At 51.6% G+C, this 14,203-nt stretch carries 13 protein-coding genes; 2 read left to right on the forward strand and 11 right to left on the reverse strand.

All coding sequences use genetic code 11. From position 1 onward, the window contains the following. Nucleotides 1-53 precede the first annotated feature (53 nt). The 11 genes from kdpC to ACFOLF_RS10255 all read right to left on the reverse strand — a co-directional run bounded on the left by kdpC (nucleotide 54) and on the right by ACFOLF_RS10255 (nucleotide 12,626). Nucleotides 54-665, reverse strand: coding sequence for a potassium-transporting ATPase subunit KdpC (kdpC, locus tag ACFOLF_RS10205; RefSeq protein WP_210038339.1), 612 nt, complete (start codon nucleotides 663-665; stop codon nucleotides 54-56). Between the two features lie 36 nt (nucleotides 666-701). Beyond that, entirely contained in the window at nucleotides 702-2,738 is a 2,037-nt protein-coding gene (gene kdpB, locus ACFOLF_RS10210; RefSeq protein ID WP_210038338.1) for a potassium-transporting ATPase subunit KdpB, read from the reverse strand. A gap of 7 nt (nucleotides 2,739-2,745) precedes the next feature. Continuing rightward, a complete protein-coding gene (gene kdpA, locus ACFOLF_RS10215) occupies nucleotides 2,746-4,434 on the reverse strand; it encodes a potassium-transporting ATPase subunit KdpA (protein ID WP_210038337.1) in 1,689 nt (562 codons plus the stop codon). A gap of 14 nt (nucleotides 4,435-4,448) precedes the next feature. Further along, a complete protein-coding gene (locus ACFOLF_RS10220; RefSeq protein ID WP_210038550.1) occupies nucleotides 4,449-4,526 on the reverse strand; it encodes a potassium-transporting ATPase subunit F in 78 nt (25 codons plus the stop codon). A 438-nt stretch (nucleotides 4,527-4,964) separates the two neighbouring features. Then, complete coding sequence (locus tag ACFOLF_RS10225) at nucleotides 4,965-5,798, reverse strand: carbohydrate ABC transporter permease (protein ID WP_210038336.1); 834 nt, start codon at nucleotides 5,796-5,798, stop codon at nucleotides 4,965-4,967. 18 nt (nucleotides 5,799-5,816) lie between these two features. After that, nucleotides 5,817-6,707 carry a carbohydrate ABC transporter permease gene (locus tag ACFOLF_RS10230; RefSeq protein ID WP_210038335.1) on the reverse strand — a complete coding sequence of 297 codons (891 nt, stop codon included), beginning with the start codon at nucleotides 6,705-6,707 and terminating at the stop codon, nucleotides 5,817-5,819. A 114-nt stretch (nucleotides 6,708-6,821) separates the two neighbouring features. After that, entirely contained in the window at nucleotides 6,822-8,189 is a 1,368-nt protein-coding gene (locus tag ACFOLF_RS10235) for an ABC transporter substrate-binding protein (RefSeq protein ID WP_210038334.1), read from the reverse strand. A 264-nt stretch (nucleotides 8,190-8,453) separates the two neighbouring features. Then, on the reverse strand, nucleotides 8,454-9,344 hold the full coding sequence (locus tag ACFOLF_RS10240; RefSeq protein ID WP_210038333.1) for a carbohydrate ABC transporter permease: 891 nt from the start codon (nucleotides 9,342-9,344) through the stop codon (nucleotides 8,454-8,456). A gap of 4 nt (nucleotides 9,345-9,348) precedes the next feature. Next, nucleotides 9,349-10,236 (reverse strand): carbohydrate ABC transporter permease, encoded by an 888-nt coding sequence (locus ACFOLF_RS10245; protein ID WP_210038332.1) that lies wholly within the window; start codon nucleotides 10,234-10,236, stop codon nucleotides 9,349-9,351. Between the two features lie 69 nt (nucleotides 10,237-10,305). Further along, nucleotides 10,306-11,634: an ABC transporter substrate-binding protein gene (locus tag ACFOLF_RS10250; protein ID WP_210038331.1), complete on the reverse strand. Its 1,329-nt coding sequence runs from the start codon at nucleotides 11,632-11,634 to the stop codon at nucleotides 10,306-10,308. 185 nt (nucleotides 11,635-11,819) lie between these two features. Beyond that, a complete protein-coding gene (locus tag ACFOLF_RS10255) occupies nucleotides 11,820-12,626 on the reverse strand; it encodes a helix-turn-helix transcriptional regulator (protein WP_210038330.1) in 807 nt (268 codons plus the stop codon). Nucleotides 12,627-12,875: 249 nt separating this feature from the next. Between ACFOLF_RS10255 and ACFOLF_RS10260 the strand changes: the two genes are divergently transcribed. Then, nucleotides 12,876-13,607: a DUF421 domain-containing protein gene (locus tag ACFOLF_RS10260; protein ID WP_210038329.1), complete on the forward strand. Its 732-nt coding sequence runs from the start codon at nucleotides 12,876-12,878 to the stop codon at nucleotides 13,605-13,607. 45 nt (nucleotides 13,608-13,652) lie between these two features. Next, nucleotides 13,653-14,129, forward strand: a complete 477-nt coding sequence (locus tag ACFOLF_RS10265) for a YqeG family HAD IIIA-type phosphatase (RefSeq protein ID WP_210038328.1) — start codon at nucleotides 13,653-13,655, stop codon at nucleotides 14,127-14,129. Nucleotides 14,130-14,203 lie beyond the last annotated feature (74 nt).

Raw genomic sequence — 14,203 nt, forward strand, 5'->3', positions numbered from 1 at the left:
GGTTCGTGCAAAATACCCCGCCGATCCCGGGAAGGGATGGCAGGGCATGAGAATTACGGCGTCACGAGCGCTTGCAGCGCCATATTGAGTCGGAGCACATTGACGCGGGGTTCGCCGAACAGTCCGAGATCGCGCCCCTCCGTATGCTCGTCCACCAGCTGCTGAAGCTGATTCGCATCCAGACCCGTCAGCTTGCTTATGCGCGGAATTTGCACCGCCGCCGACTGCGGCGTAATATGCGGGTCAAGCCCTGAACCGGAATTGGTGATCAGAGCAACCGGCAGTTGAGAAGCGGGCACATCCGGATTGGCCTGCTTCCAGGCGTCAATGGACTCCTGAGTCCGTTTCAGCATATCGGGATTGGAAGGGGCGTAATTGTTCGAGCCCGATGCTTCCGCCTTGTAATCGATGCTTGACACTCTCCCTTGAAAGAATGCCGGATTATCAAACTTCTGGCCGATAAGCTCAGAGCCGATTTTATTGCCCTCTGCATCCTTCACCAGGCTGCCATTGGCATGGCCCGGCATAATGACCTGGGCTATTCCCGTACAGACCAGCGGATAAATAATCCCGCAGAGGATGATGAAGACAATGCCGGCCCGCAGAGCGATCCAGAATAGACTCGCGGAAGGCGTCTCCGAAGAAGGAGAGTCCGGTTTGTTCATGGTTATTCCTGCCTTTCCTGAACGGCTGAATTAGGTTCAAATCCAGATATGGACGACCAGATCGATCAATTTGATCCCGATGAATGGAACGACGACTCCGCCCAGACCATAAATCAGGATATTGCGGGACAGCAGCCTCGACGCAATCATCGGCTTGTAAGCCACGCCTCTCATGGCAAGCGGAATCAGCAGCGGAATGATCACGGCATTGAAGATCAATGCCGACAGGATCGCCGACATCGGCGAGCCCAAATGCATCACATTCAGCGACTTCATCTGCGGAATCGCCAGAATGAACATCGCGGGAATAATCGCAAAATATTTCGCGATATCGTTGGCGATGCTGAAGGTGGTCAAGGCTCCGCGGGTCATCAGCAGCTGCTTGCCGATGGAGACGACCTCGATAATCTTGGACGGGTCGGAATCGAGATCGACCATATTGGCGGCTTCTTTGGCGGCGGCTGTACCGCTGTTCATCGCCAGCCCCACATCGGCCTGGGCCAGCGCCGGCGCATCATTGGTACCGTCGCCGGTCATCGCGACCAGCTTGCCGTCCCCCTGTTCGCGGCGGATTACGGCGATCTTGTCCTCCGGCGTACTCTCCGCGATAAAATCATCCACACCAGCCTCACGGGCGATGGTCGCCGCCGTCAGTGGATTGTCGCCGGTACACATGATCGTCTTGATGCCCATCTCGCGAAGCTGCGCGAACCGTTCGCGCATACCGGGCTTCACGGTATCCTTCAGGTAGATGACACCGACGATTTTGTCGTCTATCGCAACAGCGAGCGGCGTACCGCCTTCTTTTGCGATCCGGTTGCTGTTCTCGTCAAGGTCTTCCGGAATCGTGCCCCCCTGCGCCGCCACCCACTTCTTCACGGCATCCACGGCGCCCTTGCGCGCCTTGCGGCCATCCTTCATATCCAGCCCGCTCATTCTGGTCTCCGCCTTGAACTCGATAAACTCCGCGCCTTCGGTTAACTGGCTGTCATACTCCAGCCCCTGCTTCCTCATCAGCTCAAGCACCGAACGCCCCTCCGGCGTATCGTCTCTGACAGAGCTTACGGCTGCCCATTGCCCGGTGGTCTCCATACTGGCGCCGCCCACAGGAACGAATTCGCTGGCCATCCGGTTGCCGAAGGTGATGGTCCCGGTCTTGTCCAGTATCATGGTGTTAATATCGCCTGCGGCTTCGACCGCCTTGCCCGACATGGCCAGCACGTTGAACTGCGTCACACGGTCCATCCCTGCAATGCCAATGGCGGACAGCAGACCGCCAATTGTCGTCGGGATGAGACAGACCAGAAGTGCGATCAGCACAGGCACATCCAGCTTGATATTGACGAAGTCCGCAATCGGCGAAAGCGTAACGACCACGATCAGGAAAATCAGCGTCAAGCTCGTCAGCAGCGTATTAAGCGCCAGCTCATTAGGGGTCTTCTGGCGCTTTGCGCCTTCGACAAGCGAGATCATCCGGTCGATGAACGACTCTCCGGGATCATTTGTAATCCGCACCGTAATCCGGTCGCTGACAACGCGCGTTCCTCCGGTCACGGAATTGAAATCGCCGCCGGCCTCCTTGATCACAGGAGCGGACTCGCCGGTAATCGCCGACTCGTCCACGGAAGCGAGGCCTTCGGTCACCTCGCCGTCTCCCGGAATCATCTCGCCCTGAGAGACGACAACAAGGTCGCCTTTTCGCAGCTCGGTTGCGTTTACCGTCTTTGTGCTGCCGCCAACAAGCTTGTTCGCCATAATCTCCTGCTTGGATTTCTTCAGCGAATCCGCCTGAGCCTTGCCCCTGCCTTCAGCCAGCGCTTCCGCAAAGTTGGCGAACAGCAGGGTGAACAACAGGATCAGAAAGACCGTCAGATTAAAGCCGATTTGATCTCCCGTCCCAAAGTAACCCGGGATAATGGTCATCAGCAGCACGACAACGGTCCCTATTTCAACGACAAACATGACAGGGTTTTTGATCATCACAGCGGGATTCAATTTAATGAAACTCTCTTTAACCGCATTCTGCGTAATGGCAGGGGTCAGCATCGTTTTGCGATTCCTGGCTGCACTCATATTGAATTCACCTTCCGTCAGCGAGCGTCAGCTGCTCTGCAATCGGCCCAAGCACGATCGCAGGCAGGAACGTCAGCGCTCCTATGATCAAAACCGTTCCGATCAGAATACCCGTAAACAGCTTGTTATCCGTACGGAACGTACCGACCGTCTCGGGAATCCACTGCTTGCGGCATAGCGAGCCGGCAACCGCAAGCATGGCAATCATGGAAATATAGCGGCCCAGAATCATCACAAGACCGGTCGTAATATTCCAGAACGGGGTATTGTCTGCCAGGCCCTCAAACCCGGAGCCATTGTTGGCTGCAGAAGAGGTATACTCGTACAGCACCTGCGAAATCCCGTGAAATCCGGGATTGGTGATGGCCCCTTTTCCAAGGTCGGTTACAAAGGCGATCGCAGTCGTGGCCAGAATGATGAAGGGATGCATCAGAATCGCAATGGCAATCAGCTTCATCTCACGCGGCTCGATCTTGCGCCCCAGAAATTCCGGGGTCCGGCCGACCATGAGGCCTGCGAGGAAAACCCCGAGCAGCGCATACATCAGCATGTTGACAAGACCGACGCCCTTGCCGCCGAATACGCAGTTCAACATCATTTCCGCCATCGGCACCATACCGCCGAGCGGGGTCAGCGTGTCGTGCATATTATTGACGGTTCCTGTCGTTGCCGCTGTTGTGACGGTAGTGAACAACGCCGACTGCGCGATGCCGAACCGGACTTCCTTGCCTTCCATACTGCCCTGCGAGGCATCGATGTCCAGCCTGTTCAATGCCGGATTGCCGCAGAGCTCGGCACTATAGACGGTAATCAGGAACACAAGGAACAAGAACATCATGGCGCTGAAGATGACCCAGCCCTGCTTCTTGTTGCGGGCGAAGAGCCCGTATGTGTAAGGCAGCGCAGCGGGAAGCACCCACATGCTCAGGATTTCGATCACATTGGTCAATCCATTGGGATTCTCGAACGGATGAGCGGAGTTGGCACCGAAGAAGCCGCCGCCATTCGTACCCAAATGCTTAATGGATTCAAGCGATGCCACAGGACCAATCGCGATGCTCTGGGCAACCCCTTCAAGCGAGGTCACGCTCAAGGTCGAATGCAGCGTCTGCGGCACCTGAAGGGCGACAAGCAGCAGCGTAATAATAACAGCAGCCGGCAGAAAAATCCGGGTATGGGCTTTAACGAAATCCTCGAAGAAGTTGCCCATCGTTCGGCCCTTCTGTGTTATCCCGCGGACAAAAGCAACCGCCACCGAGAAACCGGTCGCCGCTGACGTGAACATCATCATCGTGATGACAGCCATCTGCGAGAAATAGGACAGCCCCGTCTCACCCGAATAATGCTGCAGATTCGTATTCGTGATGAAGCTGATGACCGTGTTGAACGTAAGCGTCTGTTCCATATTGCCAATATCATTCGGATTGAGGGGAAGGCTCTGCTGGAGCCGCAGCAGGATGTAACTCACGGCCACCAGCACGATATTGGTCAGCAGCATGCTTGCCGCATACCGTTTCCAGCTCATGCCAGGGCGCCGATTCAGTCCGATTAGAGCGTAGATGAAACGCTCGGATGGTCCGAATATGCGGTCCGTCTTGTTCGGCTCGTTAGAGAATACATGATAAAGATAGGTTCCTACCGGCTTGACCAACAGGACAAGCACCAGCAGAACGATAACCATTTGAACAATTCCCATCGAACTTCCTCCTTTTAAAATTTCTCCGGATGAATCAGAGCATAGATCAGATAGAGAAAAATAAAAGCCGTAAAAATCCACACGACGATCATGATGGATCTCCTCCCGTATCTTCGACTACCCGGTCACACCAGTTCATAAAGCCTGTGAATATGAGAAACATGCAGACCAGCAGCAAAATCATATATACGTCAAGCATGAAAAGAACCTCCTTAGGCATCTGTAACTAAACCCCATGTCTCTTCTTTCCAGGTCGTGATAACGGTAATATGCTCCGCATAGAGAGCAGATATTCTCTCGGATGCCAAATTATTGTTGTACATGCCAGCATAAGGAATGCTCCTTCTTTAGATGAAGACAAAAAGAAGCCGCGATCAGAGCCGCTCTTCTATAGAAGAGAAACTCTGATCGCGGCTGCCGAAAGCACAATATGGGCGTGCAGCGATTGCTGCACGCCCTGGACGGCCTGATGGAAGGTCGTCCATCCCCGCCGTATCTCCGTTCTCATCGCTCACTCTGTGGGAGGGCGCTTACCCCTTTGTCCCGCCCTGAAGTCCGAAGCCTTTGGACATAAACCGCTGCGAGAGGATATACAAGATAACGGATGGAGTAGCGTAGAGCATGGAGAATGCCGCCAATCTTCCGTAATCGACCATTCCATATTGCCCGAAAAATTGATACAGCTTCAAGGACGCCGGGAAATTCTCAGGCGTCTGCAGGAGAATATAAGGGACAAAAAAATTGCCCCAGCTCCCCGAGAATGTAAATATCGCTACGGTGCAGATGCCCGGAACCATCAAGGGTGCGACTACTTTCCGGATACCGGCAAAGATGGACGCCCCGTCGACCCATGCCGCTTCTTCCAGATCGCTTGGCACCGAATCCATGAAGTTTTTCAGCATCCAGATTCCATAGGGCATGGAGGATGCCACATAAAACAAGATAACCCCAAAAATATTATCGTATAATTTGATGCTCAGGAACAATTGATAGACCGGGACCATCACGGCTGTAATCGGCAAAGAAGTCATAAATAGAATGGTCAGCATGAAGGGCTTCTTATATTTCATTTGATACCGCGACAACGGATAGGCGGCAAGCAGGGCCAGCAGCACGACGAGAACGGCTTGACCGCCTGACATGATCAGCCCGATGATGTAGGCGCGCTGATTTTCAGGGCTGGTGATGACATCGGCATAATTGACCCCGGTAATACGATTGGGCAGCTTGAGCGATTGCATCGCATTGGAATCGACCGACGCTACCAGAACCCACAGAAGAGGCAGGATGAAGCAGATTCCAATCAAGGTAAGAATTGCATACGGCATAATCCGGTAGATGCGCTTACGTTGTTTTGCATTCATAGGAAGTCCCCTTGTCATTTACTCCTTCATCGAGCGAATATAGAACAAGCTGAGCACAACGCCAATGACCAACAGCAGCATGGATATTGCCGTTCCATATCCCAGCTGATAATTGACAAAGGCCTGATTATACATGAAGATCGGCAGTGTCGTGGTGGAATTTCCCGGTCCTCCGCCCGTCATCGCATAAATCAGTCCAAAAACCCCCAGCGTCTGAAGGGTAACAAGCATCGCATTCGTGGTAATGGTATCTTTAATGTACGGAATCGTAATCCGGGTTAAAATCTGCCATTTGGATGCCCCGTCCACAACAGCCGCTTCCTCGATCTCACTCGGCACATCGTCCAGCGCCGCTTGAAACACCAGCATGGAGAAGGCGGTGCCATGCCATATATTCGCAAGGATGATCGTGAGCATGGGGACGGTATACAGCCAGGCGACTTCTGTAATTCCCAGGAAACCGAGGATAGCGTTGAGTGTGCCCTCATCCCCGAAGAAGCTGTACAGACATAAAGCGCATACGATTTCCGGGGTTACCCAGCCTGCCAGCACAATCGTTCCAATGACACGCCGAAAACTCTTTTTTTTATGCTTCATCAGCATCGCAATGAGAAAACCGAGCACCTGCTGGCCGATGACGGCCGAACCGAACAGGAAGATCAACGTATTCCATATGCTGATCTTGACCGTCGGGTCTTCAAACATATGAATATAGTTGTCCAGCCCGATGAATTTCAGTTCCTTGGCCGATTCACCGGTCAAAGCCAGATTGGTGAAGGAATAAAAAAAGGTCAGGACAATGGGATAGATAAAAAAAACCAGCATTATCGCGATCGAAGGAAGCAGGAAATACAACCAGGTATAGGTTTTTCTTTTCTTGTAGGGAACATCAACCGTCAGGCTGCTCATGCGCCGTTCTCCTCCCGCACGCCGAATATCAGAAAAAAAACGCATGCCCAAGCGCTCCGCGCGTCAGCCCGACCAGGAGCTGCTTGAGCAAGCTTTTTTGCCGTTATTCCTTGTTTATTTCTCCATCACATGATCCTCGCCGACAATTCGGGTTACATCCTGCGTGTATTTATTGAGCGCATCTTCAGGAGATGTACCCGTCGTTACGGATTCAACCATGGTTTGAATTTGTGTGGACACTTCAGGATATTTGTCCTGCGCCGGTCTGAATTCAGCGTTTTGCAAATATTCCGTCGCAAGCTCATTAAACGGCATCTTGGTATATTCGGGATCCTTCGCAACATCGGCCCGGACCGTAATATTGCCTGATGCGATAACAAGCTTCTGCGTGTTCTCTTTGTTAAGCGCAAATTTGATAAAGTTCCATGCTTCATCCTTGTTCTGTGAATTGCTTGGAATCGACAGCGCCCAGCCGCCTGCCAGCGTTATCGATCCCGGCTCCTGGCCTTTGCTGGTCGGCATCGGCGCGAAGCCGAGCACATCCTTATATTCCGGCCAAGGGGAAGCTCCGGTATCAAAATAATTGCCCGTGATCCAGGAACCGTCAAGTGAGATGGCAAGCTTGCCTTGCGGCAAATATTCGCGTGAGGATGTATTGCCCGCTTGACCGTTCAACACCTTGGAGAGCGGCGGTCCGAGCTTCTCCTTGTTCACGGTCTCAATAAACTTCAATGCATCCAGAATTCCCTGGCTCCTGGCGATCCATTTTCCGCTCGCATCGTCATACAGTCTCTCTCCTGTCCCGTAGAGCAGCATCTCATAGGTCTGCATGGAAGTCGCTTCTCCCGTGGCTTTGCCGAGGTTCATCCAAATCGGGACAATATCCTCTCCCGCTTGCTGCTTGATCGTTCTCGCCGCGTTCAGGACATCGTCCCATGACTTCGGCTGCCAATCCTCCGGAAGACCCGCCTGCTTGAAAATCTCCTTGTTGTACCACAGTCCTCTGGAATCCGTATTGTAAGGTACCCCATATACTTTTCCGTCACTTGCCGTGACCCCTTTTTTCATTGCCTCGATAAAAGAGCCGTTGGTCCAATCCTCCCAATCCTTCAGCTTGTCATCCAACGGTTCAAGATACCCTGCGCTTGCATCCGAATTCAGAATAAAGGTGTCTTCCGTTACAATATCCGGTGCGGTATCCTTGGATTTCAGCGCCAATGCGACCTTGGCAAAATAATCGCCCTCGGACGCTTGTATAGGCGCCGGCTTGATTTCCACATTCTTATCGGGATAACGGGCTGCCACATCTGTAATCCATTTATAAAGCGTGCCTTTCTCGCCCGTTCCGTCATCCCTGTAGGTAATCGTTATGGTTTTCTTGGCTCCATCACCGTCGCCCGGCTTGCTGGAACAACCAAACAACAAAAATACGCACAAAAAAACGGTTACAACGAGATACAATTTCCTTTGACTGATTGGCATGCTTTGTTCCTCCCTGTTCTTGAGTGCTGATAGCCGCCTCCTGGAATCTGCCTTATGTACGTCCTTACCGGAGGTCTTATAAACATACTTTACCAATGAACTATTTATTCGAACTTTTCATATCAACGTACAACCTTTCCTGAAACTCCCATATACTCTTGAGCTTGCACATGAAAAAAACCGTCAGACCACCTGTAGAAGTGGAATAACGGCTTATTTCTTTACGGCTTTTATCATGACTATTCACCTTTGAGCGGGCGGCATTCATCCTTTTATGGAGCCTGCCGTCAGACCATCGACAAAGTACTTGTGGCCGACAATGCTCAGCAGCACGAGCACGGGGAGCGACATGAGCAGCGCACCTGTAATCGGAGACGCATAATCGATCTCATAGGGGTTATTCATCGTCGTAAGCCCGACGGCCAGCGTCATCTTCGAGCCTGAGGTCAAATAAATCAAAGGGCCTAAATAATCATTCCAGGCATTCATGAAGGTAAGAAGAGCAACGATCCCGATGGCGCTGGCGCTGAGCGGAAAGGCGATGCGGATGAAGGTGCCAAGCTCCGAGCAGCCGTCAATCCTGGCGCTGTCGAAGATTTCCTTGGGGATAGTTACCATCACCTGACGGATCAGGAAAATCCCGAATGCGCCTACGGCTCCCGGAAGAATGAGAGGCCAGAAGGTATCCAGCCAGCGGAACGCCCGGAACATGATAAAAGAAGGGACGAGCGAGATTTGGCCCGGAATCATCATGGTTGTCAGCATCGCGATGAACAGTCCGTGCTTGTATTTGAAATCAAAGCGGGCAAATCCGTAAGCGACAAGCGAGTTGAATACAATGGCCAGCAGCGTCAGGGAAACCGCGATAATCAGGCTGTTGGCGAGCTGGGTGAAAAACGGCAGCTTCTCGAACAAATGACTGAAATTGCTAAAGGTCAGGTGAAAGGGAATGGGGTTGAGCGGATCCCCCACAATGTCCGCATAGGGTTTAAATGACGTCCCGATCATGAACAGGAAGGGCGTGAGGAACAGCAGGCTCAACACAATCAGCGCAGCATAGGTCAGAATACGGCCAAGACCGCTCCAGGGATTCGCGGAAGCTTTAACGGCCGGGAACCGATGGGCGGCTTCGATAGTCGATTTTTGCATCATCATCTCCTTAGTCCCCCTGCTTATTGACATTGAACATTTTCAGCTGCAGGAAGCCGACCACAATCATCAGCAGTGTAAACACATAGCCAAGCGCAGCCGAGTAGGTGAAATCCAGACGGCGGAAAGCCTGGTCGTACAGGTATGTGGTCGGGAAAACAAGCGAATTCTCCGGTCCGAAGCCGCTTCCCGCTAAGATGAACGCTTCGCTGAACATCCCGTAAGAACCAAGCAGGCACTGGAAAACAATAAAGGTCATGATGGGCCGAAGCAGCGGCAGCGTTACATGCCACAGGCGCTGAGACGGCCTTGCCCCGTCGATCTTGGCCGCTTCGATTAACTCGTATGGCACGTTCTGCAGTCCGGCAAGGAAGAACAATATATTGACGCCAAGAAACTTCCATGTACACAAAATGATGAGCGCCGGTATCGTCCAGGCCGGATCCTTCAGCCAGCCGACCGGATCAGCGCCGAATACGCCGAGCAGCTTGTTAAGCACTCCGCTGTCGCGCTCCAGCAGCAATTTAAAGATGATTCCGACGGCCACCGCAGACGTGATATTCGGCGTGAAGAAGAAGGTTGCGAAGAACCCCTTCCGCTTGGCAATATAAGGCCTGCCCAGCATCAAGGCTACTCCGAGGGCAACTGGCAGAATAATGAACAAGCTGCCCAGCGCAAGCTTCGTGCCATTCCACATCGACTTCCAGAAGAAGCCGTCCTTCAGTACGAACATGTAGTTGGAGAAGCCGGCGAATTCATAACCGTCTGTTCCTTTCTGAAAGCTCAGCCATAACCCGTACAAAATCGGATATAGGCCGAAAATGGCATAAGCAATGAAAAAAGGGCTTATAAAGAGCAGCGGAGCCAGCCTCCAGCGGCTTATGGCATTCGAAACCATCGGTCATCCTCCTAACGATTACTAAATAAAACGAACCAAAGATGAACAAAGCATACGGGATCGCCACCTCTACTTTTCTCTGGCCTCTTCCGCATCCATCAGGCTTTGCAGCTCCTCCTCGACCTTGGACAGAAACTCCTCTGGCGTCATCTTCCCTTTCTGATAATCGGGCTCGAATTTATCCCATGCCTTGCCGATCAGCGACCGCCACCACGCCTGGTTCTGGCTTGGCGCCTGCTTGCTGAGATCCGCATACAAGGCTGCCATATCCTGCCTGCCGAAATAGTTCGTAATCGCGCTTTCCTTGTGCAGCTCCGGCGATTGGGCTGCGCTGGTCAGTGCCGGAAACAAATTGATGATCTGGAAGCTGTGGACGATATTATCGGTATCCAGATGCGTGTAGCGCAGGAAGTCCCAGGCTTCGTTCTTGTTTGGGCTGAACTTCGTCAGGGCGAGCCCGGTGCCTCCGGATACCGTCGTTGGAACTGAATCCGGTCCGCCCAGCGGCATCGGAACCGCTGCCCATTTCCCGGCCAGATCCGGCGAATTCTGGACAAGCTGTCCCGCCCACCAGTCGGGACCGGAGGCAGCGATGAACTGCCCATTGGTGTAGCCCTGCCAGAGCTGTGGCCCTTCCGGACTCGTTTTGCTGAGAAGACCCTGATCCTTCCAATCCTTGATCCGCTTCAGAACCTCGATACCTTCCGGCGTATTGATTCCGATCTTCGCATCCTTGGTCACGACATCGCCGCCCTCCTGCCGCAGCAGCTGCTCGAACAGGCCTTCGTCTTTCTCGGTGCCGCTTAGAATATATTTGTTGTCTCCTGTCAGAGGCTTGGAGGCTTCCATGAATGCGTCCCATGTCTGGAGCTTGGCAACATCGATGCCTGCTGCGTCATAGAGGTCTTTGCGATAATAGAGCGCCGACACGCAGGCCGCGATCTCGATGCCGTAAACCTTGCTGTCCACCGTGTAGAGATCGAGTCGTCCTTTTGGAATCGCATCCGAGAGCCCGGCAGAATCGAGATAGCTGTTAAGCGGCTCGAATGGAATCTCGCCCTTGATATAGCGGGGAAATGAGCCCTGCTCGACGTCGATCAAATCCGGGGACCCCTTGCCGCCGGACTGTGCGATGACGGTGTATTTGTCATAGAGAGCGGCTGCTTCGAGCAGCTCGATTTTGATCGTGATATCGGGATGCTCCTTCTCGTATTTCGCTTTCATTTCGTCATAATATTGTTTATGGGTGTCCGCGAAGGTCCATAAGGTTATCGTCTTCCTTCCTTGGGAATCCCCCGTATTTCCACTGCCGGCACCACCGGAACCACTGCTTCCACTGCATCCAATCAAGGAAATTAGAAGAGATAAGACAAATAGGAAGCTCATTGCTCTTTTCATTTTTATTACCCCCTTGTCAATTGAGATATCACGATTGTAAGCGCTGCCGCGATGTCTTAGACAAGATGGTAACACCTTCTGAAAAGGGCAACAATACCACCAATTGACAGTTTATGAACTGCAATTGATATCTCCTTTTTTGCCTGTCAGGCTGGTTAAACTCCGGTGACCGGCAGGCTGTTCGCTCATTGGTCCTGCCAGGCTTCCTTTCTGATTTCGGATGGGGACATCCCCGTCCTCTGCTTCAGGCATCTGGAGAAGTGGATGGCCGTCTTGAAGCCGCAGCGCAACGAAATTTCCCCGATCGTAAACCCTGTATGAGCCAGCATTTCAATCGCCTGCCGGACCCGGTAATGCCAAAGATATTTAATCGGCGTTGTATTCTCGTGGATGCGGAACAGCCTGATCAGATGCTCCGGCGTCACATTGACATGCGCGGCCAGTCCGTTCAACGTCCAATCCTCGGCATATCGCTCATGAATCATGCTTTTCGCCAATACGACGGATGGGTGCACATTATGCAGCCGGCGTTCCCGCGTATGCTCGTGCGCGAACAGATGCAGGGCGGCGATACCGATATGCCTCATCTGCCCGCTTTCCGCTGTAACGCCTTCTTTAAAATCCAGCATGAGATCCGTCAGTTTATTCAGCTCTGCGGAAATCGGCCTGCAAAACGGAAGCTGATCCAGCTCCTCCTCTTCCCGCTCCGACAGATCCGGTATATGAACGGCGATCCAGCGGTGCCAGGTCTCCTGGGTACTGGCGAACTCAAAAAACTCACGATGGCCCGGCTTCAGCAGAATCACATGGCCCGGTGATACCGAATGCTCTGCTGTGTCAATCGTGACATTCATATGACCTGTATGCAGGAGCACAAGCTGAATATCATTCTGGTAACGCGGCCCGTATTGTCCTCCTGGCGAATAGACAATCGTTCCGCAGTCCGCACTGCTCGCTCTATCAATCCCCAGCGGCTCAGTTTCCTTATGCATAAGCAGACCCTCCCTGAACCTATCCTAGCAATATCAGGAAGGAATAAGTAGAAGCTTTCGGTCCACTCATTACGCTGCTTGAACGGTGCGGAACACTACTCTCATATTCTTATAATCAACATTGATCCGGTCTGGTTTTTGAAATAAAATGTATAAAAATTACATGAGTACGCAAGCTAAAAAGCGCTAGATCATATACCCTAGTACGTACATTGAAGATTGAAAGCAGGGTAAGAAGAGATGTGAATAATGGATTTTTTCAAAAGTCAAGAATCATTGACAACCGTGGAATGGGTATTAAGAAGCATAGTCAGCTTTGTTTTCTTGCTGCTTGCAGCCAAAGTGATGGGGCAGCGTTCCATTTCTCAATTAAGGTTCCTCGATTTCATTATCGCTCTTGTGCTCGGCAATATTATTGCCCATCCGCTTTCGGATGAGAACCTGGGATTAAAAGGGTCCGTTATCACAACGATCGTTCTGATCGTTCTATATGTTGCAGCGACCTGGCTGAGCTTGAAGTGGCCATTATTAAAGCGGTATCTCGATCCGCCGCCGATCACGCTTATTGCCAATGGTCAAATCCAGTTTCACAGCCTGTCTATTGCAAGAATCTCGGTTGATTATTTATTTTCCGAGCTTCGAAAAGAAAAAGTGGATGATATACAAAAAGTATCCCTTGCGGTTTGGGAACCGGGAGGAACAATATCCGTTTTTATGAAAACCCAATACCAACCGCTTACACCTGCTGATATGAAAATTGAAACCCCGCCATTTACCATCATCAGGCCGATAATCTTTGAAGGAAAAATCGATATGCCGGTGCTTAAAGAGATCGGAAAAGACCCTGCATGGCTTGAAAAAAAGATAGCGCCTGCGGATTTGAAAATCCGCGATGTGATCTTGGCGACTGTCGATGATAACGAGAACGTGAGAGTCTATACGAATCTGAACCAAAATGGAGAAGTTGCCCAGAAAGACTAAATACGATCCGGGAGTTTGTCATTAAAATGAAACGGAGGTTTTTTTATGCCAGTTTTCAAGCCTTCCCAAATTGTGCGGTCCCTTTATGATATTGACGGAGACGCGCTGCATCAGGCAGGAATTAAAGGAATAATCATTAACTGGAACAATACATTAGTTCCGAAGAATTCTGTATTTGCATCGGATTCGATAAAAAAGTGGCTAAAAGACTTTAAGTCTCAATATGGGATCAAAATAATTATCGTCTCGAACAGTAAGCCTCCTGTGCAGGACAGCGATCTGGTTAATGAGATTCCGGCTTTGTTCGAGGCGGGTAAACCGAAGAGAAAAGCATTTATGGCTGCTTTGGATATACTCGGGACCCGCAAAAATGAGACAGCCGTCATTGGCGACGGCATTATTACTGATTTATGGGGAGGAAATCGGCTGGGAATGTATACGGTCTTTGTTTCGCCTCCCTGGAGAAAACCCCGGTTTATCGGTGCAATAAAACGGTTGATGGTAAAGGTCCTTCGGGTGTAACGGCAGCTGTGAGCTGAAACTTTTGTTATACTGGAGCTATCATGATGATATACTCTTTCATATAGTGAAAGAGT

It is taken from the genome of Paenibacillus sepulcri (assembly GCF_042647105.1).
GTDB lineage: Bacteria > Bacillota > Bacilli > Paenibacillales > Paenibacillaceae > Paenibacillus_Z > Paenibacillus_Z sepulcri.